At 70.4% G+C, this 14,507-nt stretch carries 13 protein-coding genes; 6 read left to right on the top strand and 7 right to left on the bottom strand.

Annotation, left to right across the window (positions count from 1 at the left end):
* Nucleotides 1–74: 74 nt before the first annotated feature.
* Entirely contained in the window at nucleotides 75–2,171 is a 2,097-nt protein-coding gene (locus tag LXT21_RS19120; protein ID WP_254039568.1) for a M4 family metallopeptidase, read from the top strand.
* Here LXT21_RS19120 and LXT21_RS19115 read toward each other — a convergent pair.
* The 7 genes from LXT21_RS19115 to LXT21_RS19085 all read right to left on the bottom strand — a co-directional run bounded on the left by LXT21_RS19115 (nucleotide 2,168) and on the right by LXT21_RS19085 (nucleotide 9,327).
* A complete protein-coding gene (locus LXT21_RS19115) occupies nucleotides 2,168–3,577 on the bottom strand; it encodes a S28 family serine protease (RefSeq protein WP_254039567.1) in 1,410 nt (469 codons plus the stop codon). The genes LXT21_RS19120 and LXT21_RS19115 overlap by 4 nt on opposite strands.
* Nucleotides 3,578–3,670: 93 nt before the next feature.
* Nucleotides 3,671–4,009, bottom strand: a complete 339-nt coding sequence (locus LXT21_RS19110) for a DUF1330 domain-containing protein (RefSeq protein WP_254039566.1) — start codon at nucleotides 4,007–4,009, stop codon at nucleotides 3,671–3,673.
* Between the two features lie 23 nt (nucleotides 4,010–4,032).
* Nucleotides 4,033–5,772 carry a GYF domain-containing protein gene (locus LXT21_RS19105; RefSeq protein WP_254039565.1) on the bottom strand — a complete coding sequence of 580 codons (1,740 nt, stop codon included), beginning with the start codon at nucleotides 5,770–5,772 and terminating at the stop codon, nucleotides 4,033–4,035.
* A gap of 221 nt (nucleotides 5,773–5,993) precedes the next feature.
* A complete protein-coding gene (locus tag LXT21_RS19100; RefSeq protein ID WP_254039564.1) occupies nucleotides 5,994–6,461 on the bottom strand; it encodes a GNAT family N-acetyltransferase in 468 nt (155 codons plus the stop codon).
* A gap of 13 nt (nucleotides 6,462–6,474) precedes the next feature.
* Nucleotides 6,475–7,896, bottom strand: a complete 1,422-nt coding sequence (locus tag LXT21_RS19095; RefSeq protein ID WP_254039563.1) for an NAD(P)(+) transhydrogenase (Re/Si-specific) subunit beta — start codon at nucleotides 7,894–7,896, stop codon at nucleotides 6,475–6,477.
* On the bottom strand, nucleotides 7,893–8,186 hold the full coding sequence (locus tag LXT21_RS19090) for an NAD(P) transhydrogenase subunit alpha (protein ID WP_046713014.1): 294 nt from the start codon (nucleotides 8,184–8,186) through the stop codon (nucleotides 7,893–7,895). The genes LXT21_RS19095 and LXT21_RS19090 overlap by 4 nt, the downstream gene beginning before the upstream one ends.
* A gap of 1 nt (nucleotide 8,187) precedes the next feature.
* The gene (locus tag LXT21_RS19085; protein WP_254039670.1) at nucleotides 8,188–9,327 is read right to left on the bottom strand and encodes a Re/Si-specific NAD(P)(+) transhydrogenase subunit alpha; all 1,140 of its coding nucleotides are present in this window, start codon (nucleotides 9,325–9,327) and stop codon (nucleotides 8,188–8,190) included.
* 264 nt (nucleotides 9,328–9,591) lie between these two features.
* Here LXT21_RS19085 and LXT21_RS19080 point away from each other — a divergent pair, with 264 nt between their 5' ends.
* The 5 genes from LXT21_RS19080 to tssB all read left to right on the top strand — a co-directional run bounded on the left by LXT21_RS19080 (nucleotide 9,592) and on the right by tssB (nucleotide 14,485).
* Nucleotides 9,592–11,313: an AMP-binding protein gene (locus LXT21_RS19080; RefSeq protein ID WP_254039562.1), complete on the top strand. Its 1,722-nt coding sequence runs from the start codon at nucleotides 9,592–9,594 to the stop codon at nucleotides 11,311–11,313.
* 182 nt (nucleotides 11,314–11,495) lie between these two features.
* The gene (locus LXT21_RS19075; RefSeq protein WP_254039561.1) at nucleotides 11,496–11,882 is read left to right on the top strand and encodes a DUF4280 domain-containing protein; all 387 of its coding nucleotides are present in this window, start codon (nucleotides 11,496–11,498) and stop codon (nucleotides 11,880–11,882) included.
* Nucleotides 11,875–12,921 carry a type VI secretion system protein IglI family protein gene (locus tag LXT21_RS19070; RefSeq protein WP_254039560.1) on the top strand — a complete coding sequence of 349 codons (1,047 nt, stop codon included), beginning with the start codon at nucleotides 11,875–11,877 and terminating at the stop codon, nucleotides 12,919–12,921. The genes LXT21_RS19075 and LXT21_RS19070 overlap by 8 nt, the downstream gene beginning before the upstream one ends.
* Before the next feature lie 4 nt (nucleotides 12,922–12,925).
* Nucleotides 12,926–13,819, top strand: a complete 894-nt coding sequence (locus LXT21_RS19065) for a type VI secretion system baseplate subunit TssG (RefSeq protein ID WP_254039559.1) — start codon at nucleotides 12,926–12,928, stop codon at nucleotides 13,817–13,819.
* A gap of 63 nt (nucleotides 13,820–13,882) precedes the next feature.
* Nucleotides 13,883–14,485 (top strand): type VI secretion system contractile sheath small subunit, encoded by a 603-nt coding sequence (tssB, locus tag LXT21_RS19060; protein ID WP_254039558.1) that lies wholly within the window; start codon nucleotides 13,883–13,885, stop codon nucleotides 14,483–14,485.
* Nucleotides 14,486–14,507 lie beyond the last annotated feature (22 nt).

Here is a 14,507-nt window from a genome sequence, read left to right as displayed (position 1 = left end):
AGCAGGGGGAGCGGAAACTCCATGTGACGTGGGTGCGACAATTCTCGCATCCCCCGCTGTGAATGAGCTTTGAAATGACCATCCGCCGAGTCGACACCAAGCCCGTCAGCGTTCGTCCCGCGACCACGGAGACGCAGCCCAAGAACACCGCGAAGGCGGCCAACGCCCCGCTGCAGACCAAGGACGGCTTCGGCCCCTCGGCGCGCACGACGGACCTGGCGCGCGCGGAGAAGACGCTGACGCAGGCCCCCGCGGGCCCCGGCCGCCTGGCGCTGCAGAGCCCCGAGGCGCAGAAGGCCGTGCAGACGGCGCTCACCCACCTCAACCCGCTCAAGGGCGCGCAGACGCTCATGGCGCAGCAGCCGGCGTTCGCGGCCGCCAACGTGGAGAAGGACGCGCTGGGCATGACGCACGTGCGTCTGGACCGCGTTCACGAGGGCGTGAAGGTCTTCGGTGAGCAGGTCATCACGCACCTGGGCAAGGACGGCCAGGTGACGAGCGTCACCGGCGAGCAGTCCGTGGTCCCCGAGGGCCTGGGCAAGGAGCTGCCCAAGCTGAACACCCAGTCCGCCATCGACATCGCGCGCAAGGAGTTCGGCGCGAAGCCGGACAAGCAGCCGCACGCCGAGCGCGTCATCTACCAGGACAAGGCCGGCGAGTATCACTCCGCCTACCGCGTGCAGCTGTCGCAGATCGAGGGCCAGGACCGCCCCCGCAAGATGAACTACCTGGTGGATGCGAACACCGGGAAGATCTTCGAGTCGTACAACGAGATCGGCGGCTTCTACGGCTCCAACAAGGGCCTGCCGAAGGCGGGCGTCGCGGCCGGGCAGATCTCCGCGACCAACACCACCAAGGCGGAGATCCTCGACAAGTCGACCGTCACGTCCAAGGTCACCATCGACCAGGACGCGACCATCGACAGCCTGAAGCTGGACCTGGACATCGCCCACACGTTCAAGGGCGACCTGAAGGTCACGCTGACCAGCCCCTCCGGCAAGAGCGCCGTGGTGCACAACCGCACGGGCGGCAGCACGGACGACGTGAAGGGCACGTTCGACCTGAGCGACTTCGCCGGTGAGTCCACCAAGGGCGAGTGGACGCTGACGGTCGAGGACAAGGTCAAGTTCGACACGGGCTCGCTCAACGGCTGGGGCATCAGCATCACCCCGAAGGAAGTCCCCCCCGAGCCCGGCAGCAAGGCGGACGACACGTCGCTGTACAGCGGCAAGGTGGCGCTGGACACCAAGCAGCAGCCGGACGGCACGTACACGCTCGAGGACAGCACGCGCGGCAAGGGCGTGAACACCTACGACGCGATGAACAAGTCGACGGCGTCGGGCAAGACGCAGCTGACGGACGACAACGACGTCTGGGGCGAGGCCACCGACGGCGCGCGCACCAAGGCGGGCGTGGACGCGCACTACGGCGCGGCGATGACGTACGACTTCCTCAAGGACGTGCTGGGTCGTGACTCCATCGACGGCGCGGGCGAGGCGCTCAACTCCTTCGTCCACGTGCGCACCAACTACGTGAACGCGTTCTGGGACGGCACGAAGATGAGCTACGGCGACGGCGACGGCAAGACGTCCGGCCCGCTCACCGCGCTGGACATCGCGGGCCATGAGATCGCCCACGGCCTGACGGAGCGCACCGCCGGCCTCATCTACCGCAACGAGTCGGGCGGCCTGAACGAGGCGTTCAGCGACATCATGGGCGCGGGCGTGGAGTGGTACGCGTCCACGAAGAACCCGGCCGTGAAGTTCAACTGGACGGTGGGCGAGACGGCCTGGACGCCGACGAACGGCGACTCCGAGGACGGCCTGCGCTACATGGACGACCCGAAGAAGGACGGGTACTCCATCGACAACTACAAGGACTACCCGAAGCAGACCGAGGTCCACGGCTCCAGCGGCATCGCGAACAACGCGTTCTACCTGCTGGCCAACGGCGGCACGAACCGCACCTCGCAGATCGAGGTCAAGGACGGCATCGGCATGGACAAGGGCCTGAAGATCTACTACCGCGCCCTCGCCCACTACATGACGCCGAACACCACGTTCGCCCAGGCCCGCACCGCCACCCTGCAGGCGGCCACGGACCTCTACGGCGCGGACTCGGCCGAGGTGGCGAAGGTGAAGGAGAGCTGGACCGCCGTCGGCGTGAACTAGCGCTGGCGCGAGCCGGGAGGACGGGGACCGAACTCCTCGCCCTCCGGCTCCAGTCGCCAGGATTGTGATTGCAGTCCCGAGGCCCGGGACTCCGCGCCAGCCCACTGGCGAAGGAGTGCCTGGGCCTCGTTGCGTTCGGCGACGGGCAGCTGGGAGATGCGCGCGCCATGGTTGCCCGCGGGCACGGAGAACAGCGCGGACTCGCGCGCCCCGCCCAGCTCGTAGGCCGCCGCCGTCCACGGGTCCTGCCCGCCATAGATGAACATCAAGCGCTCGCCCTCGCGTGACACCCAGGCCTGGATGTCCGGCATGGCGTCCTGGACGAAGGTGGCCGTCACACCTTGCGGCAGGTACGACGCCGGCACGTCGGTGCCCGGGAAGCGGAGCAGGTCCGTGAGGTGTGCCTCGAACGGCCGGGGGAAGCCCAGCTCCGTGGCGGACTGGTAGTAGTAGGGCCCGTAGGCATCCACGTCCGCGTCGGAGAAGAAGCCGAGCCCCACCCGCCCGTCCAGTTCGTCCATGAGCGCGGTGTCGCTGGCGGTGGCCGGGGGCACGGTGTCGCAGCGCGAGAGGCTGTCGTACTGCCAGAAGTAGAAGTAGTGCTCGATGAGGGCGTGCTCGAAGGCGCGCTCCAGGCCCAGGTGCGTGAAGGAGAGCTCCCGCTCGCGGGCACGGGTCTCCATCTGCGCCTGCAGCGCCTCTCGCCGGGAGAGGGCCGCGCGCTGGAAGGACTTCAAGCGCTCGCGGCACGCGGCGGTGCCGACGGACTCCTGGAAGGCGACGAAGCGCGCGTCGTCGTAGCGGGCGATGGGCGCCACGTACGCCACCGTCCCGTCCACGTCGTCCGGGTAGAAGCGCCGGAAGAACACCATCGTCTCGCCGCCCTTGCTGCCGCCGGTGGAGATCCACTTGCGGGGATACAGCGGCTTGAAGGCCTCGACGATGCGGTGGAAGTCGTCCGCGGACTGCTTGATGGTGAGCAGGCTCCAGTCCGTGGGCACGGGGCGGCTGGGGCCGAAGAAGCGGTGCTCGATGGAGAGCTGGTTGGCGTCGAGCAGCTGCGTGGGCTCGCGCCGCGAGGCCTGGAGCGAGACGAAGTAGCCGCCCGCGTAGAGCACCATGGGGTTGTCGCTGGAGACATGCAGCAGCGTCATGCGCTGACGGAAGCGCGGGCCGTCCGGACGGGTGTGGTCCGCGGGCTGTTCCAGCTCCATGACGAAGAAGCGGGCGGACGCGGGGAACTGCGCGTCCAGGGCCTCTTCTCTCACCGTCAGCCCGGGGATGGCGGACAGGCGCGCGAGGATGTCCTCCTCGACGACGGGGTCGCCGTCATCACAGGCCAATGACAGACAGGCGGCGAGAGCGAGGGCAAGAAGCCCACGACGCAGGACAGGCTCGGCGGACATGACGCTCCAGTTCGCACCGCTCCGCTCGCGCCGGGACGACGCGCGGGACGGGCTCGGACCTGGAGGCTACTCCGATTCGCCCGGCGGGCCCGCTCAGGGCGCCAACGTGGAGACGCCGCCGACCACCGGGAGACCCTCGTCGAGCGGCAGTCCGTCCATCAACAACATCATCGTGTTCGCGCTCGCATGACGCAGCGCCTTCGCGGCGGCGTACTCGGGCGAGGACCACCAGGAGCGGGCCTGCTCGATGTTGGGGAACTCGAGGAGGACGAAGCGCGGCGGCTGCCACGTCCCCTCGAGGGCCTCCGTCGCCCCGCCCCGGACCAGGTAGCGCCCGCCGTACCGCGCGATGGAGGGCGGCGCCAGTTGCCGGTAGCGCTCATACGTCTGCACGTCATGCACCGCGATTTCGACGACGACGTATGCAGGCATGGGCGCTCTCCTGTCGGTGGGCTTCAGAACACGAACGGGAAGCGCACGGGCCCCCCCTGCTCCTGGTGCTTGGGGAAGTCCCACGCACGGACCTTGGCCTCGATGCAGCGAGCGAACGACGTGCCCCTCAGTGACGCCGTCTCGGTGACGACCTCGGACACCTCGCCACTGGGGAGGACGGACCAGCGCACGACGACGCGCGTGCCCTCGTCCACCGGGCGCGGCTTCACGTTCGCGCACGCGGTGACCTCGCCCTTCTTGGCGAGAACGACTTCGAAGACGTCCGACTGGGTCAGCGACAGGCGCGGGTTCTGGATGGGCGCCACCGGCGGGATGTAGACGGACGGCGGCGGCTCACGCTTGCGCGTCCCCGACGCCGGGCCCGACAGCTCGCGCGCGTAGGCCGCGTCCGGTCCCAGGTCGTTCTCCAAGTCACTCAAGTCATCATCCGCCGCCTCGGGCGCGGCGGCGGGCGTGGGGGCGGGCGCGGTGGGCCGGGATGACAGCTTCACGTCGGCGACGCGGAAGCCCTGCGCCACGGGCGGCGCGGACTCCACGTCCCGCTCCTGGCGCGACGTGCGGGAGATGCCGCTCACCTCCGAAGCGAGGCTTCCACCCGACGCGGGCACCACGGGCACCGAGCCACCCCGCTCCACCGTGACGACCCCGGTGAGCGAGGGACGCGCGGACCCACTCGACGCCGCGGCGGCGGCCACGGCGCCCCCTGCCGGAATCACGGCGCCAGGGCCGGGCGTCCCCACGGCCGAGCGCGCGAGCGCATCGTCCACGACGGGCGCGGGAGGCTTCGCCGCGACTCCGGGAGGAGGCTCGACGAGGACGGGCGCCACCGAGAGCTCCGTGGGCACCGGCGCCACGGCGGGCGCAGCCGGAACCACCGGGGCGGGAGCGGGCGCAACAGGCGGCTCGGACTTCATGAGCGCGGGCAGGCGGGACAGGAGATGAGAGACCCCGCCCCCTGAACCGAACAGGCCCATGACGATGGCCACGGTGACGCCTCCGGCGACCCCGCCGGCCAGCGTGAACCACCAGCCCCCCAGCCTCCACTTCGCCTCGACCTGCTCGGTGGCGGCGGTGACCTCGGCCAGCACCGCGTGCGCGCCCACCGGATCCACCGGCATCGAGGCGCTCGGCACAGGAGCGCTCGGCTCCGACGCGGAGGCCACGACGGCCCACGCGGGGATGCCCGAGACATCCGCCTCGCTCACGGCCGCGAGCGACGGCGCGCCCGGCAGCTCCGTCAGGGCGGCGTCCAGGGCCGCGCTGAGCTCCTGCGTCGCCGGCATCAGCGTTTCCACCAGCTCCGGCACCTGGCTCACCGGCACCCAGGCCTGGAAGCCCGCGCGCCAGCACAGCGTGTCCGGCCTCAGCTCACCGCGCGCCCACGGCTCCTTGAGGGCCTCTGCGTCGAAGGGCCCCGAGGGCTGGGCGCCCAGCGCGAGGAACCAGGAATGGTTCGCCGCGATCACCGGCGTGGGCGTGGCGTCCTCCTCCACCAGCACGGAGGACACGAGCGAGCGACGCACACCCTTGTGCAGCCGCTCTTCATTCACGTCGTTGCGGGCACGGGCGCTCGCCGCCGCCGCCACGCGGGGGTTCTTGTCCGTGCGCAGCTTGCTGACGAAGACGTCGAGCTCCGCCTCGGACACCCCGCCGAACACAGGGGCGCCTCCGCCATCCGGCTCGTTGGGGCCCGCGGTTGTTTCATCCGGCTGGGACTTACCGTCCCGTGAATCGCCGACCATTCGAGAGCTCCTTACTTCCACCACGCCCCAACGCCATCAGAACCCCAACAATGGAATGCCGACGCGCGATTTCGTCAACGGGGAGTCTCTGCGCGAAGGTGGCCAGGGTCCACACTCAAGAAGGAGAGGGGGCGGAAATCTCCATTCTCACGCCGAATCAGAAGACACACCACCGCACATCTCCCCACGCATGCGGCGGAAGACCTCCAGTCTCGCTCGGCTCAGAGGTGCTTCTCCAGGACGAGGAAGGTAGGCGCGAGGAAGCCCGGGTGGGTGCCCCGCGAGTGGAGTTGGTAGCCGAGCCGGCCATACCAGACATGGTGGTCCGTCAACACGAGCCGGACGCAGAGGCGCACCCTGTCCCGTCCCGCCGCGCGGGCGCGCGCCTCCACGGCGTCGACGAGCCGACGGGCCAGTCCCTGCCCACGATGGGCGGGCAGCACCGCGAGGCGGTCCAGGTACACGTGGTCCGGCTTCACGTGGAAGAAGACACAGCCCACCGGGTCACCGGTGTCCGCCTCGGCCACCAGCGCGCCGCCGTCCTCCAGCTCGCGGCGGACCGCCTCCTCCGTCTTGCCGTGGGCGCTGGAGGGAGGCTCCAGCCGGCCCCGGTACTCCTCGAACGACTCGCGCAGCAGGCGGGCGAGGAGCGCGGCGTCGTCCGAGGTCGCTTCGCGCGGATGGGGCATGTCCCCGTTCTAGCTACTCCTTGAGCGCGGAGGTGAACTGCATCAGCGTCTTCTTCGCGTCCCCCAGCACCATCATCGTGTTGGAGCGCACGAAGAGCTCGTTCTCGATGCCGGCGAAGCCCGCGTTGAGCGAGCGCTTGAGCACGACACACGTCTTCGCCAGGTCCGCGGAGAGGATGGGCATGCCGTAGATGGGGCTGCTCTGGTTGCTGCGCGCGGCCGGGTTGACGACGTCGTTGGCCCCCACCACCAGCGCGACGTCCGTGGCGGTGAAGTCGTCGTTGATGACGTCCAGGTCGAACAGGTGGTCGTACGGCACGTTGGCTTCCGCGAGCAGCACGTTCATGTGGCCCGGCATGCGGCCCGCCACCGGGTGGATGGCGTAGCGCACGTCACAGCCGTTGGCCTGGAGCACGTTGGCCAGGTCCCGCACCGCGTGCTGCGCCTGCGACACGGCCATGCCATAGCCCGGCACGACGATGACGGAGCGCGCGGCGCGCAGCACCTCGGCGGCCTCCTCCACGCTGCCCACGTTGGGCGCGGGCCCCGAGGGCTGGGCTCCCTCCGTGACGGCCTTGGCCTCCGGCACCGCGCCGAACGCGCCGAAGAGCACGTTGGAGAACGAGCGGTTCATCGCCTTGGACATCATCATGCCCAAGAGGAAGCCGGAGAAGCCATCCAGCGCGCCGCAGATGATGAGCACGTTGTTGCCCAGCGCGAAGCCCGTGGCCGCCGCCGCGAGGCCCGCGTACGAGTTGAGCAAGCAGATGACCACCGGCATGTCCGCGCCGCCGATGGGCAGCACCAGCAGCACGCCCAGGAGCACCCCCAAGGCGGCCACCAGGTAGAAGGCCCACGCCGAGCCCGGCGAATACACGAGCAGGCCAATCAGCCCCAGCGTGCCGACGATCATCAGCATGTTGGTGAGGTTCTGCCCCGGATAGGTGACGGGCCGTCCGGTGATGAAGCCCTGCAGCTTGCCGAACGCCATCAAGCTCCCCGTGAAGGTCAACGCGCCGAGCGCCACCTCCAGGCCCGTGGCCGAGATCTGGAGCGTGGTCATCTGGGGGCCGCCGTGCTGGAGGTACTCGACGACGCCGACGAGTCCCACCGCGAGCCCACCGAAGGCATGCGAGAGCGCGATGCGCTCGGGCATCTTCGTCATCGGAATCCACAGGCCCATGCCCGTGCCCACCGCCGAGCCGATGAGCAGCGCCACGACAATCCATTCCCAGCGCACGATGACGTGCGTCACGCCCACGCCATACAGCAGCGTGCCGGCCACCGCGGCCACCATGCCCAGCTCCGCGAGCAGCACCCCCCGCCGGGCCGTCTGCGCGTCGCCCAAATCCTTCAGGCCGAGCACGAAGAGGATGGAGGCGACCAGGTACAACAGCTGGACGAACGTCTCCGTGAGCGAGAGGGTCGCCGTCATCGCGCGCCGCCCTTCTTCTTGAACATGCGCAGCATGCGGTCGGTGATGAGGAAGCCGCCGACCACGTTGATGGTGGCCGCCAGCACCGCCACCGCGCCGAGCACCGTGGACACCGTGCCGTAGTGCCCGCCGGCCGCCAGCAGCGAGCCCACCAGGGAGATGCCAGAGATGGCGTTGGTGAAGGCCATCAGCGGCGTGTGGAGCAGATGCGGGACCTTGGAGATGACCTGGTAGCCCGTGAAGGCCGCCAGGAAGAAGACATACAGGCCGAAAATCAGCGTCAATGACATGTCAGCCCTCCCTCATCGCCACATCCGCCACGGCGGGGTGGACCACCTCGCCGCCGCGGGTGATGAGCATGCCCTTCACGATTTCATCCGAGACATCCAGCTTCAGCACGTTGTCCTTGTCGGTGACGTGCGCGAGCAGCTTCTCCATGTTGCGCGAGTACATGGCGCTGGCGTGCACGGAGAGCTGGCTGGGCAGATTCCGCTCACCGACGATGGTGACACCGAAGTCCGTGCGGTAGCGCTCCCCCACCCGCGTCAGCTCGCAGTTGCCGCCCTGCTCCGCGGCGATGTCCACCACCACCGAGCCGCTCTTCATCCGCCGCACCATGTCCGCGGGCAGCAACACCGGCGCGCGCCGCCCGGGAATCTGCGCCGTGGTGATGACCGCGTCCGATTTGGCCACGTGCTGGGCGAGCACCTCCGCCTGCTTGCGCCTGGCCTCCTCGCCCAGCTCCTTCGCGTAGCCACCCGAGCCCGCCGCGTCCTCGATGTCGATGTTCACGAAGCGCGCGCCCAGGCTCTCCACCTGCTCCTTCACCACCTTGCGCACGTCGTACGCCTCCACCACCGCCCCCAGCCGACGCGCTGTGGCGATGGCCTGCAAGCCCGCGACGCCCGCCCCCAGCACCAGCACCTTCGCCGGAGGAATGGTGCCCGCGGCGGTCATCAACATGGGGAACAGCCGGGGCAGCGCCTCCGACGCGAGCACCACCGCGCGGTACCCCGCGATGGTCGCCTGCGAGCTGAGCACATCCATCATCTGCGCCAGCGTGGTGCGCGGCACCATGTCCGCCGCCAGCAGCGTCACCCTCCGCTTCGCCAGCGCCCTGGCCAGAGCGGGCTTCGCCAGCGGATAGGCCAGGCTCACCAGCACCGAGTCCGGCCGCAGCCGCTCCACCTCCGCGTCATCCGGAGGCTGAATCTTCAGCAGCACCTCCGCTTTCGCATACAGCGCGTCGGTGCTCGGTTCGATGCGCGCGCCCGCCGCGTGGAGCTCCTCGTCGGAGCACTCCGCGCCCAGGCCCGCGCCGCTCTCGACCACCACTTCGTGCTTCCTGCCGACGAGGCGTTTCACGCTCTCCGCCACGAGCGCGACCCGCCGTTCGCCCGGCACCGTTTCACGGGGGATGGCGATGATCATGCGGGCCAGCAAAGCCCATCCGCTCCATCCGATTCAATCCCAGCCACGCAAGCTTGTTGGCAATTCCAGTCAAGCTCGACCGCGTCACGACTGTTGGCAATGCAAGCCATTGCCCCCGCCCTAGTGGATACCCCCGAGCCCCACCCCACCTCGCGTCCACGGGCTCCGTCGGAGCGGCCGGGCGTGTCACCGACGGCCCGAGTCTTGCCTACGGGTGGCCCACACGTCCGCCGCGTCGCGTAGACTCACCCCGAGAACGCCACCATGCCCTTCGACCTCCGGGAAATCCTCCGCCAGACGGAAGCCACGACCAACGACGGAGGGCTCCCGGCGTGGCTGCGGGACAGTTGGAGCGACGCGCCGGGCTTCATCGCCACGCTCTCCGCCCACCACGCCAGCCGAGGGGGGACCGCGCCCAAGAGCCGCCCGGGCCAGCACCACGACTTCTTCCACGACCTGGTCGTCCGTCACGCGGACTCCACCGCGCCCGCCCTGCGAGCCTGGGACGGCGCCCGTTGGCAGTCGCTCGGCTATCGGGAGCTGGCGGACCGCGCCTCGCGCCGCGCCACCGAGTGGGCCGCCCAGGGCGTCAAGGCGGGCGCCAAGGTCGCGCTGGTGCACCCGCTGGGGGCGGAGCTGCTCGTGTCGCTGCTGGCCTCGCTGAAGCTGGGCGCGTGCATCACCGTGCTGCCGCCCACCGGGACGCACTTCCTGGCCCGCCGGCTGGCGCGCCTGGAGCCCGCCCACATCTCCGCGGAGGCCCACCAGGCCCCGCTCATCAAGGGCCATGAGGCGCTCCTCCTGCGCTCCAAGGGTGACGCCGCGCCCGCCTTCACCTCGCACACGTACAAGCCCGGCGACACCGTGGCCCTGCTGTTCTCCCCGCTCGTCGACCCGCCGGACACGCCCGTCCCCCTCACGGCCGAGCGGGCATGGAACGGCGCGCTCGTCGACGGGATGCTCACCTACGGCCTGGGAGCCGGAGAGGCCTTCGCCGCGCCCGGCTTCCACTTCCTCCAGCACCAGCCCGCGCTCCTCTTCGCCGCGCTGCTGCGCGGCGCCACCTACGTCCACCTGGAGCCCGCCGAGGTGGAGCGCGCGCCCGCGCGGCTCACGGAGCTGCCCCTGCGCTCGCTCGGCGTCTCCCCCGCGCTGCGCGAGGCGCTGGTCCGCGCCAACAAGGGGGCCTTGCGCGGCGTGGCCCACTGGTTCCGCTCCGCCGATGACGCGCTCGACTGGGAGTCGTGGCGCGACTGGATGCGCCAGTGCGACGTGGCCAACGTGCCCCACACCCACGTGCTCATCGACGCGGCCGAGGGCGGCACGGCGCTCGCGTCCCGCCGTCACACCGGCGAGCTCCACACCGCCCTGGCCCCCGCGCCGGGCCGCGCCTGGGCCTTCAAGGACCTCAACCTGAGCGGCCAGGAGGCGGCCGGGGACGTGGGCCTCTTCACGCCGATGCCGGACAAGGGCCGCCCCCCACCCTTCGTCCTGCTCACCCGCCAGCGCGAGCAGTACCTCTTCTCCGGCACCCGCGACACGCGCCGCGAGGGCCGCGTCTACCCCGCCGCCGAGGTCATCGAGGCGCTCGCCGACCTGCCCTTCTGCCACGGCGCGTCCGTCACCCCCGCCGCCTCCGCGGGCACCTCGCGTCACGCACCCCATGTCCTGATCCTCTTCACCGGCGCGGAGGACGCGGAGACCTTCGCCCGGGAGCAGGACGCGCGCCGCGTCGAGGTGAGACGCAGGCTGGAGCTGCGCCTGGGCGCGGAGCACCTCCCGGACCGGGTGGAGCTCTTCCCCTTGCTCCCCCACCGGACGAAGGAGGGGCGCATCGACGAGGCGTGGTGCCGCGCCCAGTACCTGCTCGGCGCGCTCCACCAGAAGTCCACGGATCCCCTGTTCCAGGCCCTCACCGCGCTGCGCGGCCGGCTGCGTGAGAGCGTCCGGGCCCCAGGAGAGGACGAGCGTACAGGCTCGCGGTAATCCACGCGTACGCGCCGGACGCGCCCGCGTTCGTCGACAACGCGTACCGCCAACGCGCCCCGCCCCCGCCCCGGAGTCCCCAGAGGGGAGCGCGGCTGTCCACTGGCTGGCACGACTCGCGCAATGGGCTGGCTCCGCGTCAGGCGCTCCATCCCGGAGCCCGGGACGCCGCGAGGTGGACCATGGGTGCCCAGGTCGTCATGGGAGCGATGCTGCAATGCAGCTTCGGCGTCGCCCCCTCGTCACTGGTGGTGCTACCCACCAACAAGGTGGTCAGCACGACGCCCGCGGCCAACATCCTCGACAGCAAGCCCATGGTGAACATCCTGCCCTTCGGGATGTGCCAGTCGCTGGCCAACCCCACGGTGGCGGCGGCGACGGCGGCGGCCCTGGGCGTGCTCACCCCCATGCCCTGCATCCCCGCCACCGCGGCGCCGTGGGTGCCCGGCTGTCCCAAGCTGATGCTCGGCAACGCGCCCGCGCTGGAGAGCAACTCGAAGCTGATGTGCTCCTACGGCGGCGTCATCCAGGTCGTCTCCCCCGGACAGGTGAAGGTCATCGATGGCTGACGCGGCCCTCAGCTTGCCGCCCTTCGACGGCACCCTCCTCGAGAAGCTCCTCGAGGGCGCTCCTCCCGCGCCCACGCCGGACGGCGAGCCCGACGCCCGCGTCGAGGCCGTCACGGAGGCGGTCGCCGGCGGCGAGTACGCCCAGGCCGCTCGCGGCGCGGAGACGCTGCTGCGCGAGGGCCAGCGCGACACGCGGCTCGTCGGCGTCTACCTCTTCGGCGGGTTCCAGGAGCGCGGCCTTTTGGCGATGCCGGGGATGTTCCGCTCCATCCACCACCTGCTCACCGACAGCCTCCCCGCGTTCGGCCCGGAGGCCAAGCGCGACATCTTCCTCGAGAGCGGCCTGCGCTGGCTCCTGCGCTCCATCAACAAGCACCTGGCCCACCACGAGAAGAAGCAGGACGCCACGTGGCGCCGCTGGTGCGAGGCCGACATCCGCGCGCCGCTCGAGGAGGCCCTGTCGCTGGGCGAGCCCATCCTCGCCGCCATCCCCGTCACGCTGCCCAAGAACGGCTGCGAGGAGCCCTTCCGCAACCTGACGCACTGGCTGCGCCGTCACCTCGAGGCCCTGCCCCAACCCGCCCCCGTCGCGCTCGTGCCCCCGCCCGCTCCGGAGCCCGTGGCCGCCGCCGCGCAGCCCGCGCCCACGCCCACGCCCGTGGCCGCCGCGCAGCCCGTCGTCTCGCCGCCGCCCGCGCCCGCGCCGCCTCCCGCGCCGGGGGTGCCCATCTCCCCGCAGCTCGCGCTGCTCATCCGCAAGCTGGAGGCCTTCACCCTCCTGCTGGACAAGGGCGAGCTGCCCAAGGCGGGCGTGGTGGCCTCCGACGTCATGGCCACGGTGGAGCGGTTCGACCCGCGCGTGTTCCTGCCGTCGCTCTTCACGAGCTTCTTCGCGGGCCTGAGCAGCCACGCCCACCACCTGGAACCCTTCCTGCAAGAGGCTGACTCGCTGCCGATGCGAGCGCTCGAGCAGCTGTACCGCGTCGACCTGGACGCGTTCATCGCGCAGCAGCCGCCCGGCGGCCGAGAGGAGGACTGACATCATGCAGCAGACCACGCCCCAGTCCCCCGTCCGCCTCGCCCCCGTCGAGGAGCGCATCCGCGAGCACGCCGGCTCGTTCGACATGCCGGCCCTGCTGGAGCTGCTCACCAAGGAGGGCTACGGCCCCGACGACGTGGAGCTCAAGAGCCACCGCGGCACCGTGCACGCGCCCCGGCTCATCCAGTCCATCGACTTCGCGCGCAACCCGCGCCGCGCCATCATCACCGTCAACCTGGGACTGCTCAGCGTCCAGTCGCCCCTGCCCTCCTTCTTCCTGAAGGCCATGGAGTCGCTGGAGCACGACGCCATGGAGAGCTTCCTGGGCTACTTCGACCACCTGCTGCTCAGGGCGCGCTTCGCCGGCCTGTTCCCCGAGCGCGACGAGGCGCTCCTGCCCGGCTGGGAGTCCGCCGCCGCGCACCGCCTGCGCCTCTTGCGCCCCGGCTGTCCGTCCACGCTGCACTGGCTGTTCTCCCAGGCGTATCCAGAGGCCGAGGTCCGCGTGCGCCGCGCCACCCGCCGCCAGCGCATCGACACGCGCGGCATCCGCCTGGGCGGCGCGGCCCTGGGCGACGGCACCTCGATGGGCGGCTTCGCCACCGTGCCCACCGGCGGCCTGGAGGCGTGGCTCTACGTCAACGAGTCCTTCTGCGGCACCGGCGCCGCCTGGGCCGTGGAGGCGCGCCGCCGCCTGCGCTCGCGCGTGCTGCCGCACCTGGCGGACACGCCCGTGTTCCTCACCGTCGCGCTGGTCATCCGGGACCAGCACGGCCACGCCCGCGTCGAGGACTCCAGCTACCTCGGCTACGAGCCCATCATCGGCGGCCCCGAGAATGACCAGCAGGTCGTCCTGTTCTCCGGCGACACCGCCGCAAGAGCTTCACCCCCGCAGTGACGTGCAGTACCCCGGCACGTCGCCGGGCAAGAAAGGCCTTCAAACCGAGGGAGTATCGTAGCCATGTCTATCCAGGATCAGTTGCCCAAGTCACGAATCACGCTCACGTACCGCACCACCATCAACGGCGAGCAGGAGACGGTGAACCTGCCCCTGCGTCTCCTGATGCTGGGTGACTTCTCGCTCGGTTCTTCCGAGGACCGGAAGGTGGACCTCGAGGCGCGCAAGCTGCGCTCCGTCAATGGCAAGAACATCGACGAGCTGATGAAGGACATGAAGATGTCCGTCAGCTTCCAGGTCCCCAACCGCATCAACCCGGACGTGGAGGCCGACCTGAACGTCGACCTGCCCATCGACCGGATGAAGTCCTTCCACCCGGACGAGATCGTCAACCACGTCCCGAAGCTCAAGGCGCTGCGGCTGCTCAAGAAGCTGCTCCTGGAGATGCAGTCGAGCATCGACAACCAGAAGGCGCTGCGCAGCATGGTCTACGAGCTGTTCTCCAACAAGGACGCGCTCAAGGCCGTGCTCGCCGAGCTCAAGGAGTACGAGTCGCTGCGTCTGCCGGGCAAGCCCGCGCTCACCTCCGACGCGACGCCCGCCGCCAATGGCGCCGCCGCCACCAAGCCGGCCACCGTCTCCGAGCCCGCCACCGTGAAGGCGTAAGGGCCCGCTTCCTCAACCACTC

Origin of the sequence: Myxococcus guangdongensis (assembly GCF_024198255.1) — a bacterium.
GTDB classification, from domain to species: Bacteria; Myxococcota; Myxococcia; order Myxococcales; family Myxococcaceae; genus Myxococcus; species Myxococcus guangdongensis.
The sequence above is the reverse complement of the archived record's forward strand: the minus strand, read 5'-3'. Positions and strand labels throughout refer to the sequence as shown.

Bases quoted from the DNA above. Each gene is read 5' to 3' on its own strand.
- LXT21_RS19115 (WP_254039567.1), bottom strand. From the start codon at position 3,577: ATGTCCGCCGAGCCTGTCCTGCGTCGTGGGCTTCTTGCCCTCGCTCTC.
- tssB (WP_254039558.1), top strand. From the start codon at position 13,883: ATGTCTATCCAGGATCAGTTGCCCAAGTCACGAATCACGCTCACGTAC.
- LXT21_RS19085 (WP_254039670.1), bottom strand. From the start codon at position 9,327: ATGATCATCGCCATCCCCCGTGAAACGGTGCCGGGCGAACGGCGGGTC.
- LXT21_RS19075 (WP_254039561.1), top strand. From the start codon at position 11,496: ATGGGTGCCCAGGTCGTCATGGGAGCGATGCTGCAATGCAGCTTCGGC.
- LXT21_RS19090 (WP_046713014.1), bottom strand. From the start codon at position 8,186: ATGTCATTGACGCTGATTTTCGGCCTGTATGTCTTCTTCCTGGCGGCC.
- LXT21_RS19070 (WP_254039560.1), top strand. From the start codon at position 11,875: ATGGCTGACGCGGCCCTCAGCTTGCCGCCCTTCGACGGCACCCTCCTC.
- LXT21_RS19080 (WP_254039562.1), top strand. From the start codon at position 9,592: ATGCCCTTCGACCTCCGGGAAATCCTCCGCCAGACGGAAGCCACGACC.
- LXT21_RS19095 (WP_254039563.1), bottom strand. From the start codon at position 7,896: ATGACGGCGACCCTCTCGCTCACGGAGACGTTCGTCCAGCTGTTGTAC.
- LXT21_RS19105 (WP_254039565.1), bottom strand. From the start codon at position 5,772: ATGGTCGGCGATTCACGGGACGGTAAGTCCCAGCCGGATGAAACAACC.
- LXT21_RS19100 (WP_254039564.1), bottom strand. From the start codon at position 6,461: ATGCCCCATCCGCGCGAAGCGACCTCGGACGACGCCGCGCTCCTCGCC.
- LXT21_RS19120 (WP_254039568.1), top strand. From the start codon at position 75: ATGACCATCCGCCGAGTCGACACCAAGCCCGTCAGCGTTCGTCCCGCG.
- LXT21_RS19110 (WP_254039566.1), bottom strand. From the start codon at position 4,009: ATGCCTGCATACGTCGTCGTCGAAATCGCGGTGCATGACGTGCAGACG.
- LXT21_RS19065 (WP_254039559.1), top strand. From the start codon at position 12,926: ATGCAGCAGACCACGCCCCAGTCCCCCGTCCGCCTCGCCCCCGTCGAG.